Consider the following 14,889-nt stretch of genomic DNA (forward strand, 5'->3'; position numbering starts at 1 on the left):
CTTAAAAAGCCTTAAGTTTCCGTTGGGGTCTTAGTAATACGGTAGCCGCTACCTCTGACTGTCTCTACATAGCGGTCGCAATCAAATGGCACCAGAGCAGCCCTTAAGCGTTTGATATGAACGTCAACCGTTCTTTCTTCAATATAGACTTCACTACCCCAGACCTTGTCTAATAAACTGCCACGGGAGTGAACCCTCTCAGGGTTAGCCATAAAAAATTGCAGCAAACGGAACTCCGTAGGACCCAAAGCAATTGGTTTAGGTTCCTGATTTGGCCAGACTGCCAATACACGGTGAGAGCTTGGGTCTAACTTTAACGGACCAACAGTCAACGGGCCTGTATCTTCAATAGGCGTCTGCCTTCTGAGTATTGCCCTGACCCTTGCCACCAGCTCTTTGGGAGAAAATGGCTTCGTCACATAATCATCTGCGCCAGAATCCAGCCCAAGAACCTTATCTGATTCTTCGCTTTTTGCTGTGAGCATCAAAATAGGCAAGCTTTTAGTACGGTCATTTGCACGAAGCTCTTTAGCAAACTGCACTCCAGACTTTCCTGGCATCATCCAATCCAAAATAATCAGACTAGGCAATTGATCTTTCATCATCGCCAGAGCAAGCTCTGTTTGCATTGCTTTTTCTACTTCATATCCAGCATGTGACAGATTAATCGCAATCAATTCTGCAATTGATGGCTCATCCTCAACTATGAGTATGCGGTGAGTCATTATTCGAGATCCTAATTATTGTCTATTAGCTTCGCGTACTAAATCTTCATGAGGAATATGACGAACATCAGATCCCTTGGCAATATAGATAACAAACTCTGCAATATTTTTTGCGTGATCACCAATACGCTCAATTGCTTTAGCAATAGTCAACATATCCAACCCAGTACTAATCATATGAGGATCTTCAGACATGTAAGTGATAAGTTTACGAACAAAGCCTCTGAATTCCTCATCAATCTGACGATCCTCTTGCACCACTTCAGCCGCTGCAATAGTATCCAGACGAGCAAAAGCATCAAGACTACGTCGCAATAAAGAGATGGCCATCTGACCAGACAATCTAATCTCAGCAACGTTAATGTTGTGTGGCAAGCCAGACTCAATTAAACGTTTAGTACGCTTAGCAACGCGCTCAGCCTCATCACCCGCACGCTCTAAATTGGTAATCGCTTTAGATACCGCCATTACGAGACGTAAATCACGTGCAGTAGGCTGTCTACGTGCAATCAATTCTGTACAGGCTAAGTCGATCTGGATTTCGAGATCGTTGACTAACTTTTCATTTTCGATCACAACATTGCAGGTTTCAGCATCCATTTGCGTAAAAGCGCGCATGGCTGTGGCAATTTGTGACTCCACTAACCCGCCCATTTCAAGCAAGCGGCTTGAGAGCGAATTAAGATCTGCGTCAAATTGTGATGATAGGTGTTTATCTGGCATGTGTGTCTCCAATTAACCGAAGCGGCCTGTAATGTAATCCTCTGTTTCTTTACGCTTGGGCTTAATAAATATTTCGTCTGTTTTGCCGTACTCAATCAAGCTACCTAAATACATATAGGCTGTGTAATCCGATACGCGCGCTGCTTGTTGCATATTGTGAGTCACAATGGCAATGGTGTAATCATTCTTAAGCTCATGAATCAACTCTTCCACCTTACCGGTTGAAATGGGGTCCAAAGCAGAAGTTGGCTCATCCAACAAAATTACTGAGGGCTTTACTGCTACCCCACGAGCAATACATAAACGCTGCTGCTGACCACCAGAAAGAGATAAACCGCTCTGATTTAGCTTGTCCTTAACCTCATTCCACAAAGCCGCTTTGTTTAGTGCCCACTCTACGCGCTCATCCATTTCAGAGCGAGAAAGTTTTTCATAAAGTCGCACACCAAAGGCAATATTTTCATAGATCGACATTGGGAATGGTGTTGGCTTCTGAAAAACCATACCAATTCTTGAGCGAAGCAAATTCAAATCTTGGCCCGGTTCAAGAATGTTTTGTCCGTAGAAGTTAATCTCCCCCTCAGCACGCTGACCTGGATATAGGTCATACATACGATTTAAGGTTCTCAGAAGCGTTGATTTACCGCAGCCTGATGGCCCGATAAATGCTGTAACCTTGCCCTGTTCAATATCTAAATTGATCTTCTTTAGGCCCTGGAATGCGCCATAGTAAAAATTCAGATTACGCACTTCAATCGCATTAATAGCCGCTTGTTGCGACTCTTGATTTGCTGTATCCACTACACCCCCTTGACCATCAACCTGATTTAAGTCAAACATTGTTCTCATATTACTCATCATCCCTGTACCTTGTCTCGGAATACCACGCGAGCAAGGATATTTAACCCAAGCACTGCAAATGTAATCAGTAAGGCGCCACCCCAAGCCAGCTCAACCCAGTTGTCATAGGGACTCATGGCGAACTGGAAAATCACTACCGGCAAATTCGCCATTGGCGCATTCATATTCGTCGAAAAGAATTGATTATTCAGTGCTGTAAAGAGTAAAGGTGCAGTCTCACCGCTGATTCGAGCCAGCGCAAGCAAGATACCTGTAATCACACCGCTTTGGGCTGCGCGAAGGGTAATCATGAAAGCAACTTTCCATTTTGGTGTGCCGAGTGCATAAGCTGCTTCACGCAAGCTTCCTGGAACCAATCGCAACATATTTTCTGTAGTTCTCACTACTACAGGGATAGCAATTAAGGCTAGAGCAATTGTGCCGGCCCAACCAGAAAAGTGTCTGACCTGAGCAACTACGAAAGCATATACAAATAGGCCAATAACAATCGAAGGGGCTGACAACATAATGTCAGTTACAAAGCGGGTTATTGCAGCAACTTTACTGCGGTCTCCGTACTCAGAAAGATATAAACCAGCCAACACGCCTACTGGGGTACTTATGAGAGTACAGCAACCGATCAACATCAAGCTGCCCACAATAGCATTTGCCAGACCACCGCCATCAGAACCAGGGGCAGGCGTGCTTTGCGTAAATAAATTTAAGTCAAGGGCAGAGAAGCCCTTAAAAACCAAAACACTCAGTATCCATAGCAAAAAGATCATCCCCAATGCCATAGCACCAGTGGAGAGCATTAAGCCAATCTTATTTGCTCGCTTACGCCTTGCAAAAATGGCTTGATCAATGTTGGAGATATTATTCATGTCTTTAATCCCTGCTTCTTCTCCATATTACTTAACATCCACTTTGCACATGCCAGCACAACAAAGGTGATAATGAAAAGCGCTAAACCCAAAGCAAATAAAGAGGAGAGATGGTTACCAATCTCGGCTTCTCCAAATTCATTAGCAAGTGTTGATGCAATTGAAGTGCCAGGTGCAAATAAGGATGGAGATAGGCGATGAGCATTGCCAATAACAAAAGTAACGGCCATAGTTTCACCAAGCGCTCTACCTAAACCCAGCATTACGCCGCCAATTACCCCTGCCTTGGTATATGGCAGAACGACATTCTTAACAACCTCCCAGGTTGTACAGCCAATCCCGTATGCAGATTCTTTTAAAACCGGCGGCACAATCTCAAACACATCACGCATCACAGAGGCGATAAATGGAAGAATCATCATTGCCAAAATCAGACCTGCACACAAAATGCCGATACCATTAAATGCACCGGAAAACAAAATACCTAATCCCGGTATCTTCCCAAGCGTGCTAGCTAATGCGGGTTGAATATAATCAGCAAATAATGGCGCAAATATGAAGAGTCCAAACATCCCATAGATGATGGATGGAACTGCTGCAAGCAACTCTACCGCTGTACCCAGAGGCCTACGCAATGCACTTGGGCATAACTCAGTTAAAAATACTGCAATACCAAAACTTAAGGGTACGGCAATAAGCAATGCTATCAATGAAGTTACCAAGGTTCCATAGATTGCAATAAGGCCACCAAACTCCCCATTCACAATATCCCACTCTTGGGTGAAGAAAAATCCCGGACCAAATGTGCTTAAAGCAGGCCATGCATTAATCACCAAAGAAATCATGATTCCAACCAGTGCAAGCAAGACCGATAACGCAAAAAATTGGGTAATTCTATGAAACAGAAAGTCCTGAACGCGTTGCACCTTAGCAATGCGAAGTGCTTGAGGCGTTGGCGCTGAGGGGGACTGAGTAGTTTCTTTCATAAGTTACGCTTATTCATATATTGAAACAGCCCCACCCAAGGCGGAGCTGTTTTTTAAGATAGATTAAAGATCGCTAACTATCAAATCTTACTTGGTTACTACCTTTGTAAATACATTCTTGCGGATGAAATCAGTAGTCACATCAGGCATTGGCACGTAATCCAATTCTTCGGCCATTTTCTTGCCATCCTTGAAAGCAAAGTCGAAGAACTTTAATACTTCAGCTGCATTTGCTTTATTTTCTGGATTCTTGTAAACCAAGATAAAAGAAGCGCCAGTGATAGGCCATGATTTAGCACCAGGGGCATTAGTAATAAAGGTGCCCATGCCAGGTATCTTAGACCAATCTGTGCCAGCAGCAGCTGCGGCAAAAGTAACGTCGTCAGGCTGAACAAATTGACCGTCTTTATTTTTCAAAGAAACGCTAGTCATTTTATTTTTCTTAGCGTATGCATATTCAACGTAACCAATTGCACCCTTAACGCGCGACACGTTTGCAGCAACACCTTCATTGCCCTTACCGCCAACAGATGAGGCTGCAGGCCATTTAACTGCGGCACCCTCACCAACAGCATCTTTCCAGTTTTGGCTAACCTTAGCTAAGTAGTTTGTAAAAATAGCTGTAGTTCCAGAACCATCGGCACGATGCACAACGGTAATTGGCAAATCAGGCATCTTCATACCAGGGTTGTTCAACACAATTCGCTTATCGTTCCAGTTTGTAATAACGCCCTGAAAAATATCGGATAAGGTATCTGGAGATAATTTCAACTCGTATGGCTTAACACCCTCTACGTTAATTACTGGCACTACGCCGCCAATAATCGCAGGGAACTGGACTAAACCATCTTTTTCTAAGTCATCAAATTTAACTGGGTTATCAGTAGCGCCAAAATCAACTGTTTTAGCTTTAATTTGCTTGATGCCGCCAGAAGATCCAATGGACTGGTAATTCATATTTGAGCCAGTTTTAGCCTTGTAAGCCTCTGCCCATTTTGCATAAATTGGGTACGGAAAAGTTGCGCCGGCACCAGTCATATCCGCTGCAAATGCGGCTGGAGCAAGTGAAATTGCACCTATTACTAGGGCTTTTTTTAGAAAAGATTTCATTTGGTCAGTCCTTACATTAAATGTGCGCAACGGCGCGATATAAGAACAATACGATGGGAATATTACGGTTATATGACAGCCCTTAAACCCCCATTTTTAGGGGGTTTAAGGCTATTTAATTGCCTGGCGGAGAGGGAGGGATTCGAACCCTCGGTAGGTTTGACCCTACGCCTGATTTCGAGTCAGGTACATTCGACCACTCTGCCACCTCTCCTAACCGATAAATCATTATAGCCATCGATACATTAAGCCATGCGGGCGATAGTGGCTAAAGTTTGAGCTAGGCAAGCTGGATGAGTTCCGTTAAGGTAGGCATACATTTATGCATATCTATTCAAGGACTAACTCATGAAAATTAAAATTTCTAAATGGGGTAATAGCATGGCGCTACGCATTCCCACTGCCTTCGTCAAAGAAATCAAATTGAAAGATGGAGATAGTGTTGAGATAACCCTATCTAAAGATGGCTCATTAATTATTAGACCGCAAAAATTAAGTCGCAAAGAAATTATGGAAAAATTAAGAGCATTCAGAGCTACGTTGAAGATGGGCACATCAGTAATGGACGAAGTTCGCTCTGGGGCTCACTACTAGTGCGTTATATTGATGGAAGTATTTTTATAACGTTGTGTGCAGCTGAACGGGTAATGCCACTCAATGATTTGATCTATTACTCGCAAACACCTGTCATTAGCAGTGCGCCAGAGAAGAATCCAAAAGGCTTCTTACCGTCTTTTGCAAATCCTTCGATGCTGAGATAGTCCACAAAAGCACCATTCTGACCTGCAGACTTTTGCGTCCAAATAACTTTGTAAGCGTTACCGCTGTTTCCAGATGCGATGACTTTAGGCTTTCCCAAAGAATCCATCACATCACCAACCACTTCCCCAGTTTTCTTGACCACTGCAAACTCTTGGCCAATTCTGGGGCTATCTTTAACGATATCTAGCTCTCCATTGCTTTTAATGTAAGCATCACTCAATACCACGCATCGATAGGTTTTTTCAGTCGCTAAAACCCCTGGAGAAATCAATGCCGCACAAATAAGGGTTAGAAATAATGAGAGCTTATGCATTTGCTCAAACTTTAAATAGGCTTGAGTACTGCTAAGCCACCCAAATAGGGTTGCAGCGCTTTAGGTATGGCAATGCTGCCATCTACTTGCTGCTTGTTTTCAAGCAAAGCAACCAATGCCCTACCCACTGCTAAGCCTGAGCCATTTAAGGTGTGCACCAACTCTGGCTTGCCTTGACCGGCCTTAAATCTAGCCTGCATGCGTCGCGCCTGAAAATCACCCATGCTAGAGCATGAGCTAATTTCTCTGTAAGCATTTTGTGATGGCACCCAGACTTCTAAATCGTAAGTCTTAGTGCTACCAAAGCCCATGTCGCCGGTGCAGAGCAACACTTTTCTATAAGGCAGCTCTAGAAGCTCTAGGATTCTCTCTGCATGACCAGTAAGATCCTCCAAAGCTTGCATAGAATCTTCTGGCTTAGTAATTTGTACCAACTCTACTTTGTCAAACTGATGCTGACGAATCATGCCGCGCACATCACGACCATAGCTACCCGCCTCTGAGCGGAAGCATGGTGTGTGAGCTACAAACTTCATTGGTAAGTTATCAGCATTCACGATTTCATCGCGAACTAAATTAGTCACCGGTACTTCTGCTGTTGGTATTAGGTAGAAGTTTTCTGTTTTGGCTTCGCCACCCTCATCCTCACCACCCATTTGGCGAGGAACTTTGAATAGATCCTCTTCAAACTTTGGCAGCTGGCCTGTGCCACGCATGGATGCAGCGTTCACCATATAGGGTGCATAGACTTCTTGGTACTCATGTTTTGTGGCATGGGTATCGATCATGAACTGCGCTAAAGCACGATGCAATCTGGCGATTGGTCCCTTGAGCACTACAAAGCGTGAACCGCTGATCTTGGCTGCCACTTCAAAGTCGAGCCCTAATGGGCCACCGAGATCAACGTGATCTTTAATCTCAAAATCAAAAATAGGCTGCTCACCCCAACGCTTTACTTCTTTGTTTTCTGTTTCGTCTTTACCGGCAGGCACAGACTCGTCTGGAAGATTTGGGATACCCATCAAGAAATCAGCAATCTCTGCCTGAAGCGTGCTTAATCTTGCTGCACCAGATTCCATGTCGGTGTTTACTTGTGCAACTTCAGCCATCTCAGCAGAGGCATCCTCACCCTTGCCTTTTTTCATACCAATCGCTTTAGATAATTGGTTGCGCTTGGCTTGCAATTCTTCAGTACGGGTTTGCAAAGATTTGCGCTCTGATTCCAGGGCGTTGAATTTCTCAACATCCAACTGGAACTTGCGAGTGGCTAAACGCGCAGCAACTGCGGCGATATCTTTACGGAGTAATTGCGGATCAATCATATGTTGCTCTAGTTTGGTTTGTTTTGTTTTAGTGCTTAGTGAATATGTGGCTCTAGTTTAAGCGCAGGACTTCAGCCCCTGCAGGCGGAATAAAGGTAAAGCGATTGGCAGGCAAATTGACGTTGAGCTGGATCTTATCCAAGGTAACCAGGACCACGCTTCCTAGCCCATCAGTTAACTCAAGAGCTTTTGGCAAGCCATTAGCCATACCTATAGAGATCTTTGTATAAGGAAGATCATTTTTACTCTTCGCATTAGGATCTTTTTTTGGCGTCAGTGAAACCCATTTCATTCCCAAACGCTCTTCAACCTCAACCAAGTCAAAGTGCTGGTCCAGTGAAGTTTCGCCAAACAGAATAGCTGCTGGGGTAGATGCTAAAGCCTGCCCTGCTGGACGAAAGGTAGCTTGGTTTAAATCTTTATCCCACAAGATTAATTGCTTGCCATCGGCAATCAACTTTTGCTCGTAAGGCTTTTGTGTTTCCCAAATAAATCGGCCTGGACGCTGAAATACAAAATGGCCTTGCGTTTGACGCAAAACTTTCAAGCCTTTATCTTGCGGCTCATTCGCCTTAGGGGCACGCAACTGCTGTTGCACAAAATCCCCTTCGGCAGTTTTAGAGTTACGCACAAATTGACGTAATTGCTCAGCACCGCTCTCCACTTGAGAGTAGGCCGTATTTGAAAATAGGATAGCTACTCCAAGGAGTGCCGCAGATATAAATCGTTGCAAAATGACTGCCTTATTCGGATGGGCGATGCAAAATCTCGCGATTGCCACCGTTGCCCATCTTGGATACGAGGCCTGCTTTTTCCATATCCTCAAGAAGACGTGCGGCGCGGTTGTAACCAATGCGCAGATGACGCTGCACTAATGAGATAGATGGGCGTTTGTTTTCGAGAACAATAGCAACGGCTTGATCGTAGAGCGGGTCGGCTTCGCCACCGCTCTCGCCAGTTAATGCATCGACGTTGGATTCATCGGCGCCTTCGAGAACACCGTCAATGTAATTGGCTTCGCCCTTCTCTTTGAGCCACTCGACTACTCGATGCACTTCATCATCGGATACAAAGGCACCATGCACGCGAACTGGTAAGCCGGTACCCGGCGCCATGTAGAGCATGTCACCCATACCGAGCAATGCTTCCGCGCCCTGCTGATCCAGAATCGTACGGCTGTCGATCTTCGAGCTGACCTGGAATGAAATACGGGTTGGTACGTTGGCTTTAATCAAACCAGTAATCACGTCGACACTTGGGCGTTGTGTTGCCAGAACTAAATGAATACCAGCAGCACGTGCCTTTTGAGCAATACGTGCAATCAACTCTTCAATCTTCTTGCCGGAGACCATCATCAAGTCAGCCAACTCATCGATCACGATGACGATCACTGGTGCTTTATAGATTGGCTCTGGATCATCCGGTGTCAAGCTAAATGGATTGGTGAGCTTCTCACCTTTCTCTTCTGCTTCGGCAATCTTTTTGTTAAAGCCAGCTAAGTTACGCACGCCAAACTTACTCATAAGTTTGTAGCGGCGCTCCATCTCATTCACGGCCCAATTCAGCGCGTTATAAGCCTGCTTCATGTCGGTTACTACTGGGCATAACAAATGTGGGATCTTGTCGTAGATTGCCATCTCTAGCATCTTCGGATCGATCATGATCAAACGCACTTCATCAGGCTTAGCCTTAAAGAGCAATGACAAGATCATGGCGTTAATACCAACAGACTTACCAGCACCAGTAGTACCCGCAACCAAGCAGTGCGGCATCTTCGCTAAGTCAGCCACCATTGGGCTACCGGAAATGTCTTTACCTAAAGCGAGTGTTAGCAATGAATGGTTGTCGTTATAAACCTGTGAAGTCAGAATCTCTGACAAATACACAGATTGACGAGTTGGATTTGGTAACTCCAGAGCCATGCAAGTCTTACCAGGAATGGTTTCTACTACACGCATGCTGACTACGCCTAATGAGCGAGCCAAGTCACGTGAGAGGTTCACAATCTGACTACCCTTCACGCCTACTGCTGGATCAATCTCGTAGCGCGTTACTACTGGACCTGGGTAAGCAGCGATGACGGTTACCTGAACATTAAATTCAGCTAACTTGCGCTCGATCAAACGGGAAGTAAATTCCAATACTTCAGCAGAGATGGTTTCTTTTGCTTCAGGAACTGGATCAAGTAATGCGAGTGGTGGCAACTCAGAGTCTGGAATATCCACAAACAATGGTTGTTGTTTCTCGCGCTCTACGCGAGCACTCTTTGGAATCTCTACCGGTGCACGCACAATTTGTACTGGCGCAGCCACTTCAACACGGCCACGGAATTCTTCTACAAACTCTTCGCGCTCTTCTGCAGCAGCTTCACCTAGCTTGCGATCTTCTTCGCTATCGCGACGTTCACGAATTCGGTGGAAAGACACCTCTAAGAAACGCCCTACTTTTTCAGCGACATCTAACCAAGAGAAATGCAGAAACAGGGAGAGGCCAGCGCATAGGCCAAATAACAATACGAGAGTGGCGCCGGTAAATCCGAGGGACATTTGCAATGGGTCGCCAATCAGCTCACCCAAAATGCCGCCAGGCGGCCTAGGAAGCTCCCAGGACAGCGAATGCATCCGAATAGACTCAAGACCCATACTGCACGCTAAAGTCAGGCCAAAGCCCAACCAGCGCATTAATAGGGAGTCTGGCTTAGCCTCTGGATCCGGAGGCAAGGGAATACTCCAAAGCTCACGCCAGCCATTGAGGACGCGGCGCCCAAACAAGGCTACCCACCAAAAGGCAGAAATACCAAAGACATACAGCATTAAATCGGCTAAATAGGCCCCAAAACGACCGCCTAGGTTCTTGGGAGCCTCAAAACTGGCATGGGACCAGGCTGGATCAGCCTTGGAGTAGGTCAGCAAAATGGCAAATAAGCCCAGGCAAAGGCCTAGGGAGATGAACCAGCGGGCCTCTAATAAGAGGCGGGGCATCCTGCCCTGCCCGCTGTTCTCTGGGGGCTCGGGGCTCAATGGAGCCTTGGACTTCGGATATGTGGTTCTTGCCATGTTCTACCGATTGTAATCAAGCAAATCTATAATTTGAATATGACTACAAATACCCCAAAACACTCCAAAGTTCTCATCCTCGGATCAGGCCCTGCTGGCTATACAGCCGCTGTCTACGCTGCTCGAGCCAATTTGAACCCTACCCTCATTACTGGACTGGCTCAAGGCGGCCAATTAATGACCACAACCGACGTGGAAAACTGGCCTGCGGATGCCGATGGCGTTCAAGGCCCTGAGCTCATGGATCGCTTTTTAAAGCATGCCGAACGCTTCAATACTGAAATCATTTTTGATCACATTCATACAGCAGCCCTCAAAGAGAAACCTATTCGCTTGGTTGGTGATTCTGGAACTTACACCTGTGATGCATTAATTATTTGTACTGGTGCTTCTGCTCAATACATCGGCTTACCAAGTGAAGAGGCATTCATGGGTCGCGGTGTTTCTGGTTGCGCAACTTGCGATGGTTTCTTCTACCGCAATCAAGATGTTTGCGTAGTGGGCGGTGGCAACACTGCTGTTGAAGAAGCGCTCTACCTCACAGGTATTGCGAAAAAAGTAACGGTCATTCATCGTCGCGACAAATTCCGTGCTGAGCCAATCTTGAACGATCGCTTAATGGCGAAAGTGGCTGAAGGCAAAGTGGAACTTAAATTGAACGCCACTCTAGATGAAGTGCTTGGCGATGAAAAAGGCGTTACCGGTGTGCGCATCAAGAAACAAGATGGCAGCACTGAAGACATCGCCGTGACTGGCGCCTTTATCGCCATTGGTCACAAGCCAAACACTGAACTCTTTGTTGGTCAGCTCGATATGAACAATGGCTACCTCAAGACCCACTCCGGACTTGAAGGCAATGCTACTGCTACCAATATCCCTGGTGTGTTTGCGGCTGGCGACGTACAAGATCACATTTACCGTCAAGCGATAACTAGTGCTGGCACAGGTTGTATGGCCGCATTAGATGCACAGCGTTATTTAGAAACATTGGAATAAGTCTCTAAACTTTTAATAATAAAAATGCCTAGCAATGCTAGGCATTTTTATTAGGATATTTTTTCTAAACCCAATTTTCAAGGGCAAGGTTAGGGACTCTTTTAAATTCGGATACATTATTTGTTACTAGGGTTAAGCCATGACTTCTAGCATGAGCTGCAATATGAATATCATTTACTCCAATAGGCTTACCCTTGCTCTCCAAGAATGCTTTAATTTGACCATAATGCTGGGTTGCATTTATGTCATAAGGTAAAACTTCCAAATGACTTACAAAGTCTTCAATGTTATTAAGATTACTTTCAACCTGTTGACTCTTTTCTGCACCATACATCAACTCCGCTAACGTAATTGTTGATATAGCCATTCGATTTGCATTTTTATTGAAGATCTTCAGCACTTCCAGTGGCTTTCGCTTCATTACATAAATAACAATATTGGTATCTAGCAAGTACTTCAGCATTAGAGAGGCTCTCTATCGCTTTGCTCTTGAGAGCCTCTTTCATTCATAAAATCATCACTTACACGAGCATCACCTAAAAAGTAGTTGTCCCACATGTTTTCAATTGGGGCAATTATTCGCTCCCGACCCTTTGCGCGAACATTAACCTTGCGAACATTTTCTGGCAGCCGCATTTCAGCAGGCAATCTCACGGCTTGAGTCCGGTTATTTGTAAAAACAGTTGAAATAGCCATAACTTTTAATCTCCCAGTGTATATGGCAATTGTATATTGCATCGAATGCCTATGCAATCCCCAAAAATACCCTTCTCAGCATGCATGGTTTGAGGGAATTATTCATAAAGCATCCCGCTCCAGATCATCTTGCTTTTCTTGCCGCATGATTTGCTCTTCGGTGGTTGCATCTAATTTAGATTCATCAACAAACCCCTTAGGGAATGTTGATGGATTGCTTAGGTCAACCTGGATTTTTATGATTTCAACTTCACTCATGCCCAAATAATAATCCTCCTCATTACAACCTATCTCAGAACCGTAAATAAAAAGCCTAGCAATGCTAGGCTTTTTATTTACGCAACAACGATTGTTATCTTGAGATCACTGGCAAAAGTGGCACGATGAGCAATGCCACGATATTGATAATCTTAATCAGCGGATTAACAGCAGGACCTGCAGTATCTTTGTAAGGGTCGCCTACAGTGTCACCAGTTACTGCAGCTTTATGAGCTTCAGAACCTTTACCACCGAAGTTACCTTCTTCAATATATTTCTTCGCATTGTCCCAAGCGCCACCACCGGTACACATCGAGATTGCTACAAACAAGCCAGTCACGATCGTACCCATGAGTAAGCCACCCAATGCAGCAGGTCCTAGTAAGAGGCCAACTACGATTGGAGCAACCACTGGCAAGAGTGAAGGAATGATCATCTCTTTAATCGCTGCTGAGGTGAGCATATCCACTGCTTTGCCATACTCTGGCTTAGCGGTGCCTTCCATGATTCCAGGGATGTCACGGAACTGACGACGCACTTCCTCGACTACTGCGCCTGCGCATCGTCCCACTGCTTCCATAGCCATCGCACCGAACAAGTAAGGAATCATGCCGCCAATAAAGAGGCCAATGATCACCATGTGGTTGGACAGATCAAATGACACTTGTTGGCCAATACCCTCTAGAGCATGGGTATAGTCAGCAAATAAAACAAGTGATGCCAAGCCAGCAGATCCAATCGCATAACCTTTGGTAACCGCTTTAGTGGTATTACCAACCGCGTCTAATGGATCGGTAATGTCGCGTACAGATTGTGGCAAACCTGCCATCTCTGCAATACCACCAGCGTTATCAGTGATTGGACCATAGGCATCGAGCGCCACCACAATACCTGCCATCGACAACATGGCTGTTGCTGCAATCGCAATGCCGTACAAACCAGCTAACCAATACGCTGCAAAAATTGCGGCACACACAAACAGTACCGGATAAGCAGTCGACTTCATTGAAATGCCTAAACCAGCAATGATGTTCGTACCGTGGCCTTTAGTAGATGCTTCAGCAATGTGTTGTACTGGCTTGAACTGTGTACCGGTGTAGTACTCAGTAATCCATACCAAACCTGCTGTTAGCAACAAGCCTACTACGGTTGAACCAAATAAGCGCCATTGGCTACCTGGGATACCCAAGGCATCGTCCGGCATGATGAAGTTAGTTACGAAGTAGAAAGCAATCAGTGATAAACCGCCAGCAATGACCAAGCCTTTATACAAAGCAGGCATAACGTTTCTCATACCGGGAGTTGCTTTGACAAATGAGCAGCCAATGATGGAGGCAATTATTGAAACACCACCGAGTACCAACGGATAAATAATTGCTGCCACTGGTGCACCGGTAACCATGAGCGAACCCAACACCATGGTTGCAATCAAAGTTACGGCATAAGTTTCAAATAAGTCTGCCGCCATGCCTGCGCAGTCACCAACGTTATCGCCAACGTTGTCAGCAATCACTGCGGGATTACGTGGATCATCTTCCGGAATACCCGCTTCGACTTTTCCTACTAAGTCAGCACCAACGTCAGCGCCTTTAGTAAAGATGCCGCCGCCCAAACGAGCGAAGATCGAAATCAGTGAAGAGCCGAATGCCAAACCAATCAGTGGATGCAAGACAGAAGAGAGGTCTTGTCCTGCACCAATCGATACCAGGAACATAAAGAACAAGCCGACACCCAAGAGACCAAGGCCCACTACCAACATGCCAGTAATAGCGCCGCCTTTAAATGCCACATTGAGCGCTTCGTTCATTCCCTTGGTAGCCGCTTCTGCAGTACGAACGTTTGCTCGTACCGAGACGTTCATGCCGATAAAGCCGCAAGCACCAGAAAGAACGGCACCGACAACAAAACCTATGGCAGTCGCAAAATCGAGGAAGAGTGCCATCAAAATGGTCAGGATTACCCCAACTACGGCGATCGTTTTATATTGGCGCGACAAATAGGCCGCCGCACCCTGCTGAATCGCCTCCGCAATTTCTTGCATCTTGGCGTTACCAGTACTTTGCTTCAAGATCCAGCCGCGCATCACAAAACCGTAAATTACGGCTAGGACACCGCACGCCAAGGCAAAATACAAGCCTAAAGTGACATTACTCATGCTTGAACTCCCTAAAGTTAATCGTTTGTTAATCTTTATTGATTTGCATAACCTGCACTTAGG

At 45.5% G+C, this 14,889-nt stretch carries 16 protein-coding genes and 1 tRNA gene; 2 read left to right on the plus strand and 15 right to left on the minus strand.

Annotation, left to right across the window (positions count from 1 at the left end; translation table 11 throughout):
• Nucleotides 1–11 precede the first annotated feature (11 nt).
• The 7 genes from phoB to QMF28_RS06400 form a co-directional block, all read right to left on the minus strand.
• A complete protein-coding gene (phoB, locus tag QMF28_RS06370; RefSeq protein ID WP_281741782.1) occupies nucleotides 12–725 on the minus strand; it encodes a phosphate regulon transcriptional regulator PhoB in 714 nt (237 codons plus the stop codon).
• Nucleotides 726–740: 15 nt separating this feature from the next.
• Nucleotides 741–1,448, minus strand: a complete 708-nt coding sequence (gene phoU / locus QMF28_RS06375; protein WP_216247610.1) for a phosphate signaling complex protein PhoU — start codon at nucleotides 1,446–1,448, stop codon at nucleotides 741–743.
• 12 nt (nucleotides 1,449–1,460) lie between these two features.
• Nucleotides 1,461–2,297, minus strand: a complete 837-nt coding sequence (gene pstB, locus QMF28_RS06380) for a phosphate ABC transporter ATP-binding protein PstB (RefSeq protein ID WP_281741784.1) — start codon at nucleotides 2,295–2,297, stop codon at nucleotides 1,461–1,463.
• Nucleotides 2,298–2,305: 8 nt separating this feature from the next.
• Nucleotides 2,306–3,172, minus strand: a complete 867-nt coding sequence (pstA, locus tag QMF28_RS06385; protein ID WP_281741786.1) for a phosphate ABC transporter permease PstA — start codon at nucleotides 3,170–3,172, stop codon at nucleotides 2,306–2,308.
• The gene (gene pstC, locus QMF28_RS06390) at nucleotides 3,169–4,158 is read right to left on the minus strand and encodes a phosphate ABC transporter permease subunit PstC (RefSeq protein ID WP_281741787.1); all 990 of its coding nucleotides are present in this window, start codon (nucleotides 4,156–4,158) and stop codon (nucleotides 3,169–3,171) included. The genes pstA and pstC overlap by 4 nt, the downstream gene beginning before the upstream one ends.
• Nucleotides 4,159–4,245: 87 nt before the next feature.
• Nucleotides 4,246–5,268 (minus strand): phosphate ABC transporter substrate-binding protein PstS, encoded by a 1,023-nt coding sequence (pstS, locus tag QMF28_RS06395; RefSeq protein WP_216230462.1) that lies wholly within the window; start codon nucleotides 5,266–5,268, stop codon nucleotides 4,246–4,248.
• 124 nt (nucleotides 5,269–5,392) lie between these two features.
• Nucleotides 5,393–5,482, minus strand: a tRNA-Ser gene (locus QMF28_RS06400).
• A 134-nt stretch (nucleotides 5,483–5,616) separates the two neighbouring features.
• Between QMF28_RS06400 and QMF28_RS06405 the strand changes: the two genes are divergently transcribed.
• Entirely contained in the window at nucleotides 5,617–5,862 is a 246-nt protein-coding gene (locus tag QMF28_RS06405) for an AbrB/MazE/SpoVT family DNA-binding domain-containing protein (protein ID WP_281741791.1), read from the plus strand.
• 76 nt (nucleotides 5,863–5,938) lie between these two features.
• Here QMF28_RS06405 and QMF28_RS06410 read toward each other — a convergent pair whose 3' ends face one another.
• Genes QMF28_RS06410 through QMF28_RS06425 form a run of 4 tightly spaced genes read right to left on the minus strand, consistent with a single transcriptional unit; the run spans nucleotide 5,939 to nucleotide 10,721 of the window.
• Nucleotides 5,939–6,343 (minus strand): hypothetical protein, encoded by a 405-nt coding sequence (locus QMF28_RS06410; RefSeq protein WP_281741792.1) that lies wholly within the window; start codon nucleotides 6,341–6,343, stop codon nucleotides 5,939–5,941.
• Nucleotides 6,344–6,354: 11 nt separating this feature from the next.
• Nucleotides 6,355–7,665 (minus strand): serine--tRNA ligase, encoded by a 1,311-nt coding sequence (gene serS, locus QMF28_RS06415; protein ID WP_281741793.1) that lies wholly within the window; start codon nucleotides 7,663–7,665, stop codon nucleotides 6,355–6,357.
• Nucleotides 7,666–7,717: 52 nt separating this feature from the next.
• Entirely contained in the window at nucleotides 7,718–8,398 is a 681-nt protein-coding gene (gene lolA / locus QMF28_RS06420) for an outer membrane lipoprotein periplasmic chaperone LolA (protein WP_281741795.1), read from the minus strand.
• Between the two features lie 10 nt (nucleotides 8,399–8,408).
• Nucleotides 8,409–10,721 (minus strand): DNA translocase FtsK, encoded by a 2,313-nt coding sequence (locus tag QMF28_RS06425; protein ID WP_281741797.1) that lies wholly within the window; start codon nucleotides 10,719–10,721, stop codon nucleotides 8,409–8,411.
• 39 nt (nucleotides 10,722–10,760) lie between these two features.
• Here QMF28_RS06425 and trxB point away from each other — a divergent pair, with 39 nt between their 5' ends.
• Nucleotides 10,761–11,717 (plus strand): thioredoxin-disulfide reductase, encoded by a 957-nt coding sequence (gene trxB, locus QMF28_RS06430; RefSeq protein ID WP_068323588.1) that lies wholly within the window; start codon nucleotides 10,761–10,763, stop codon nucleotides 11,715–11,717.
• Nucleotides 11,718–11,781: 64 nt separating this feature from the next.
• Here the strand turns inward: trxB and vapC are convergent, their stop codons facing one another.
• The 4 genes from vapC to QMF28_RS06450 form a co-directional block, all read right to left on the minus strand.
• Nucleotides 11,782–12,180 carry a type II toxin-antitoxin system tRNA(fMet)-specific endonuclease VapC gene (vapC, locus tag QMF28_RS06435; protein WP_068323595.1) on the minus strand — a complete coding sequence of 133 codons (399 nt, stop codon included), beginning with the start codon at nucleotides 12,178–12,180 and terminating at the stop codon, nucleotides 11,782–11,784.
• Nucleotides 12,180–12,413, minus strand: coding sequence for a type II toxin-antitoxin system VapB family antitoxin (vapB, locus tag QMF28_RS06440; protein ID WP_068323602.1), 234 nt, complete (start codon nucleotides 12,411–12,413; stop codon nucleotides 12,180–12,182). The genes vapC and vapB overlap by 1 nt, the downstream gene beginning before the upstream one ends.
• Nucleotides 12,414–12,515: 102 nt before the next feature.
• Entirely contained in the window at nucleotides 12,516–12,671 is a 156-nt protein-coding gene (locus QMF28_RS06445; RefSeq protein WP_281741801.1) for a hypothetical protein, read from the minus strand.
• A gap of 94 nt (nucleotides 12,672–12,765) precedes the next feature.
• On the minus strand, nucleotides 12,766–14,826 hold the full coding sequence (locus tag QMF28_RS06450) for a sodium-translocating pyrophosphatase (protein WP_068323605.1): 2,061 nt from the start codon (nucleotides 14,824–14,826) through the stop codon (nucleotides 12,766–12,768).
• Between the last annotated feature and the right edge of the window lie 63 nt (nucleotides 14,827–14,889).

It is taken from the genome of Polynucleobacter yangtzensis (assembly GCF_027924165.1).
GTDB classification, from domain to species: Bacteria; Pseudomonadota; Gammaproteobacteria; order Burkholderiales; family Burkholderiaceae; genus Polynucleobacter; species Polynucleobacter yangtzensis.